Genomic DNA, 4,199 nt, shown 5'->3' with positions numbered 1-4,199 from the left:
CATCGCCAGGCTTTAAATAACGTTACTTGCATTAGCAATTAACAACATCAGTAGTGTACTAATCTATTGATGACAATTTGTTGGAGGGATGGCTGAGTGGTCGAAAGCACCGGTCTTGAAAACCGGCAACCGTTAATAGCGGTTCTAGGGTTCAAATCCCTATCCCTCCACCACCATTGAAAAGCCCGCTGAGAAATCAGCGGGCTTTTTTACATCTTGAATTTGCTAAAAGAGAGCTCAAAAACACTAGATAAGTCGTTATATTATCTAGTTATAAGGTTCGTAGAGTTAAGGCATTAAAAAAGCAGAGCGTAATCGCTCTGCTTTGATGTCTCAATGAATACTCTTTGGAATTTGTACAATCAGCTCGCTTATTTAGCGACGTTACCCGCCACGTTTAAAGCATCCCAAGTACGTGAAAAAGGTGGGGCATAACAGAAATCCATGTAGCCTAGTTGTTGAGTAGTCATCTTGGCTGTGATCGCTACGGCCAGTGCATTGATGCGGCCAACGGCTCCTTTCTTACCTACGATTTCACCACCTAAAAGGACCTTAGTTTCTGGGTGATAAACCAACTTCACCTTGATGTCTTCCTGGCCAGGGTAGTAATCGGTTTGGTTCTTATCTGAAATGGTCGATACTTTCACATCCAAGTTATGTTCTTTCGCTAGAAGTTCATTTACGCCAGTACACGCCAGCTCGTAATCGAGTACTTTCAAACAAGACGACCCCAAGAAGCCCGACATGTAGGTATCTTTACCTGCTAGCTTGTCTGCCATCATACGCGCTTGCTTATTGGCTGTGGTTGCTAGAGCAACATAAACAGGTTTGCCTAGTGCCATATGATGGACAACGGCACAGTCACCGACTGCGTGGATGTAAGCATCTACAGTAGCACCATATTCATTTACCAACAGAGCGCCGTTTGCAGCTTTTGGCAGTTCGAATGCTTCCGTGTTTGGTTTGAAACCGAGTGACAGGATCACGACATCGGCTTCTACGTTGCCATTATCGGTTTCTACTATGTAACCACCTTGTTCCGCATCGCGAATTGCAGACACGCTGCACCCTGTTTTAAGGTCTGCACCTGATTCACGAATCGCACCTTCGACTACTTCAATGATTTCTGGGCTGAACTGACGGCTCATGATGTGTTGTTCACGTTCGATGATCGTCACGTGTTTGTCTAAGCCGTGCGCTGCATCGAATACTTCCAGGCCGATAAAACCAGCCCCAATAACACACACACGTTGCTTGTTAACATCCTTTAGCGCTTCTTTAACCGCCAAGCCGTCTTCCATGCTTGTTAGTGTGTATACGTGTTCTGGATTGAATTCACCTAATGGTGGAACGATTGGTCGCGCACCTGTTGCAATGACCAACATATCGTAATCGATGACGCTTTCTTCATTTTGGTGACGTACCGTAATTTGCTTTTCAGTGCGGTCGAATGACACCATTTCTGTTTCTACACGTACATCTAAGCCTGATTTTATGGCTTGATCTGGTGTACGGGAGATCATTCGCTCGGTGTCATCAAACATGCCGCCTGCAAAGTAAGGTAAGCCACAGGCTCCGAAAGAGATGTAGCTACGCTTATCTAAAACGATGACTTCGTCTGATGGTTGATTACGTTTGTATTTTGCTGCGAAACTCATACCCGCGGCGCTACCGCCTATAACAACAACTTTCATATTTACTACCTAAATAACCTGAACTCAGGAAAAACAGAAGAGCACTCACGTGGAGTGCTCTTAATTAAGTTTGAGAATTATACTGCTGCTTCTTTTGATACTGTCGCTGTAACGTCAGCGTCGTATTGTTCAGTATCCAATGAGCCATTCTTCTTCGCTGTAAGAACGCCTGACAACATAGAGCCTGAGATGTTCAGCGCTGTACGAGCCATGTCAATTAGTGCTTCAATAGACACTAAAATCGCGACTACTGTGATGTCTAGACCCATGATGGTGAGTACCGCTACTGCTGCGAACGTTGCACCGCCACCAACACCTGCGATACCGAATGAAGCAATCGCGATAACAGCTATCAGTTGTAGGATAAAGCTCAAGTCTACAGGCATGCCCATGACCTGTGCCGCCATGATTGCTAGCATTGCTGGGTAGATACCGGCACAACCGTTTTGACCGATACTAGTACCGAATGTCGCTGACATGTTTGCTGTTTCTTCGTCTACACCTAGGCGCTGAGTTTGTGTTTCAACGTTTAGTGGGATAGCTGCCATGCTTGAACGAGACCCGAAACCGAACACGAGTACTGGCCAGATTTTCTTCATGAACTTGGCAGGAGAAAGGCCGAACATTGACACCATCACGAAGTGGATGCCGAACATAACGCCAATTGCTACGTAGCTTGCTAGAAGGAAGCGGCCCATCTCTGCAAGTGCGAACAGGTCGTTTGTCATCATGAACGTGGTCATCAGAGCGAATACACCGTAAGGCGTTAGCTTCAGGATTTCACGAACCATTGAAAGCACTACTTCTTTTGCAGAGTTGATGAAATCAACGAAGTTTTGCACTTTCTCAGGCTTACGGTTTTTCACTTGAAGGATGCAGTAACCAAGGAACATACCGAACAGTACAGTTGATAGCGTAGAAGTACGTTGAGAGCCCGTTAGCATGTCGAAGATGTTGGTTGGAATGATAGACAGAGCCATACCAGACAGACCGCTGCTCGCCATCGCATCTTGTGTTGCGACCAGTGAATCACCGCGAGCTTCAATCGCACTGTTTGTGCCGATTGTGCTTACTAGCGCGTTCGCATCGATACCAAATAGGTAAATACTTGCGATACCAACGGCCGCTGAGATAGCACAAGTGAAAAGTAGAATACCGATGATTTTTGGTGCGATTCGAGATAGCGCACCGCCGCCTTCAACGTTCATGATCGAAGAGATCATCGCCACAAACACAAGTGGGATAACGATCATTTGTAGAAGTTTGATGTAGCCTTTACCGAACACCGAAATCAGTTCAGCAAAGCCAGATGTCGCAACGTTGCCGACACCGAAAACAAGTTGAATTGCGCCACCGAACAGTAAGCCAGCAGCAAGCGCACTCAGTACGCGGAAGTTAAAACTTTTCTTTTGCTTTTTGAAGTTCGACAGCAGTGCGTAGAACCCAAAGAACAGTATGCTTAATCCAATAAATGAAACGCTCATGAGAATCTCCTATGATACCCATTAATACCTAAGTCGGTTATTTTTTGTATGCGATGGCTTCAATTTCAACCAGTGCGTCTTTTGGTAGTCGTGCTGCTTCAACACAAGAGCGAGCAGGTGCGTTCTCTGTACCAAACACCTCTGTATACACTTCGTTAAAGGCAACGAAGTTCTCCATGTCTGATAGGAAGCAGGTTGTCTTAAGCACTGTGTCCAGTCCCGCATTACTCGCTTCTAATACAGCTTTTAAGTTTTCCAGAGACTGACGAGCCTGCTCTTTGATGCCGCCCTCAACAAACTGCATGGTTTCTGGAACGAGAGGTAATTGACCTGATGTATAAACCATGTCGCCGTAAGACGTACCTTGTGAGTAAGGGCCGATAGCTGCAGGTGCTTGTTCAGTGGCAATGATCTGTTTCACGATGTAACTCCTAATTATTGGTTTTATTCTGATTTAAATTCACGGATAAACTTGTAAACCGCCTGTCGGCTGATCCCAAGTTGCTCTGATACTTGTGTAGTCGTCTCTTTTAGCTCAAATACGCCGTTATCAAATAAGCAACGGATGATGGCTTTATTACGACCTTTGCAGGAAACCGACTCGTCTTGGTCAACCTCGTTAATGGCTGAACTCAATGCTTGCTGAATCACATCATTTGCATTGTTACTGAAGGTCTCACTGACAATGGTTTGTGGCACATTGCACTGCGGCATCAGCGTCTTGACGATTTCTGGAAATGGGAAAGATAAGTTCATGTTGATACACAGCATACCAATCGGCTTTTGTTGTGGACCAGCCAGTACACAGGTGGTCGATTTAAGTAGGGAACCATCTGCTGAGTTGGTGAAATAGCTTTTCGGAGAAACTTCGCCAGTTTTCTCGAATGTGCTCCACATGCGTAAACCTAAATCGGTGATTGGTGACCCAATTTCACGACCCGTATGATGACCATTGACGATCTTCACGACTGAGTTTTCTAAGCTTTCAAATGAATGGATAACCACTTCGCAGTAAGGACGA

General features: G+C 45.5%; 4 protein-coding genes and 1 tRNA gene. 1 reads left to right on the top strand and 4 read right to left on the bottom strand.

All coding sequences use genetic code 11. The annotated features are described in order from the left end of the window. The first annotated feature begins 82 nt into the window (after window positions 1-82). A tRNA-Ser gene (locus tag AB4653_RS21850) sits at window positions 83-173 on the top strand. Between the two features lie 198 nt (window positions 174-371). On the opposite strand, the gene AB4653_RS21845 is transcribed toward AB4653_RS21850, so the two are convergent. The 4 genes from AB4653_RS21845 to AB4653_RS21830 form a co-directional block, all read right to left on the bottom strand. Beyond that, window positions 372-1,694, bottom strand: a complete 1,323-nt coding sequence (locus AB4653_RS21845) for a CoA-disulfide reductase (protein ID WP_009846288.1) — start codon at window positions 1,692-1,694, stop codon at window positions 372-374. 77 nt (window positions 1,695-1,771) lie between these two features. After that, window positions 1,772-3,178 carry a cation:dicarboxylate symporter family transporter gene (locus AB4653_RS21840; RefSeq protein ID WP_009846289.1) on the bottom strand — a complete coding sequence of 469 codons (1,407 nt, stop codon included), beginning with the start codon at window positions 3,176-3,178 and terminating at the stop codon, window positions 1,772-1,774. A gap of 37 nt (window positions 3,179-3,215) precedes the next feature. Next, window positions 3,216-3,599: a RidA family protein gene (locus AB4653_RS21835; protein ID WP_009846290.1), complete on the bottom strand. Its 384-nt coding sequence runs from the start codon at window positions 3,597-3,599 to the stop codon at window positions 3,216-3,218. 23 nt (window positions 3,600-3,622) lie between these two features. Further along, window positions 3,623-4,199 (bottom strand): transcriptional regulator (locus AB4653_RS21830; protein WP_372105340.1); only part of this gene is annotated, 577 nt, incomplete at its 5' end.

Source organism: Vibrio sp. 10N.222.48.A3 (genome assembly GCF_041475345.1).
GTDB classification, from domain to species: Bacteria; Pseudomonadota; Gammaproteobacteria; order Enterobacterales; family Vibrionaceae; genus Vibrio; species Vibrio tasmaniensis_A.
Note: the sequence above shows the minus strand (reverse complement) of the source record. Positions and strands in the feature narration are given on the sequence as shown.